At 69.0% G+C, this 1518-nt stretch carries 1 pseudogene; it reads left to right on the top strand.

The window, feature by feature from the left end:
* Positions 1 to 12: 12 nt before the first annotated feature.
* Positions 13 to 1485: pseudogene (locus ACSNOH_RS34735) on the top strand (branched-chain amino acid ABC transporter permease); the annotation flags it as partial.
* Positions 1486 to 1518 lie beyond the last annotated feature (33 nt).

Here is a 1518-nt window from a genome sequence, read left to right as displayed (position 1 = left end):
TAAGAGACAGCCCTCACCACCACCGGCGCCCTCCTCAGCGCCGCCTCCACCTTCCTCTCCTGGACCTGGACCACCCGCTTCCCCGGCAACCTCACCATCAACGGCTACCCCGGCGGACTCCAACTCCTCACCCTCACCGGCGCCCTCCTCACCCTCGCCTACGCCCTCACCTCCTACAACCTCCCAGGCCTCCGCTGGCTCAACCCCACCCGCAGCAACAACGCCACCGCCCTCCTCGCCACCGCCACCCTCGCCACCACCTGGTACACCCTCATCGCCATCGCCGTACGACTCGGCGGCCTCGCCAACCTCGAACCCGGCGGCTACATCGCCGCCCTCACCACCCTCCTCACCCTCCTCGCCGGCCTCGGCACCGCAGGCCTCGCCCGCGCCGGACTCCTCACCCGGCTCACCACCCTCACCACCAAACACCGCACCCCCACCATCACCGCCGCCTTCGTCGCCGCGGCGCTCTTCCCCCTCACCCAGGACACCGACCAGTACACCCTCATCGCCGTCAACATCCTGATCTTCTCCACCGTCGCCCTCGGCCTCAACGTCGTCGTCGGCCTCGCCGGCCTCCTCGACCTCGGCTACGTCGCCTTCCTCGGCGTCGGCGCCTACACCGCAGCCCTCGTCTCCGGCACCACCGCATCCACCCTCGACATCCGCTTCCCCTTCTGGGCCGCCGTCCTCACCGGCGCCGCCACCTCACTCATCTTCGGCGTCGTCATCGGCGCCCCCACCCTCCGCCTCCGCGGCGACTACCTCGCCATCGTCACCCTCGGCTTCGGCGAAATCTTCCGCATCACCGTCGGCAACCTCAACGGCGAATCCGGCCCCTCCCTCACCAACGGCCCCAACGGCATCCCCAACATCCCCGACCTCGTCCTCTTCGGCTACTCCTTCGGCACAACCCACACCCTCGGCAGCATCACCCTCAACCCCTTCGCCAACTACTACCTCCTGATGCTCCTCTTCACCGTCCTCGTCGTCCTCATCTTCAGCCGCGCCGGCAACTCCCGCATCGGCCGCGCCTGGATCGCCATCCGCGAAGACGAAACCGCCGCCACCGCCATGGGCATCAACGGCTTCCGCCTCAAACTCCTCGCCTTCGCCCTCGGCGCCACCCTCGCCGGACTCGCCGGCACCGTCCAAGCACACGTCGCCTACACCGTCGTCCCCGAGCAATACGTCTTCGCCGGCCCCGTACCCCCCAACTCCGCATTCCTCCTCGCCGCCGTCATCCTCGGCGGCATGGGCACCATCAGCGGCCCCCTCCTCGGCGCCGCCCTCCTCTACCTCATCCCCGCCAAACTCCAATTCCTCCAGGACTACCAACTCCTCGCCTTCGGCACCGCCCTCATCCTCCTCATGCGCTTCCGCCCCGAAGGCCTCATCCCCAACCGCCGCCGCCAACTCGAATTCCACGACGGAAGCACCACCGGCACCACCCTCACGCACGCGGAGGCGACCACCCCATGACCACCACCGACGCCCCCGCAAACACCCCCACCG

Origin of the sequence: Streptomyces sp. URMC 127 (assembly GCF_051386535.1) — a bacterium.
GTDB lineage: Bacteria > Actinomycetota > Actinomycetes > Streptomycetales > Streptomycetaceae > Streptomyces.
This window is presented reverse-complemented; position numbering and strand designations above follow the sequence as displayed.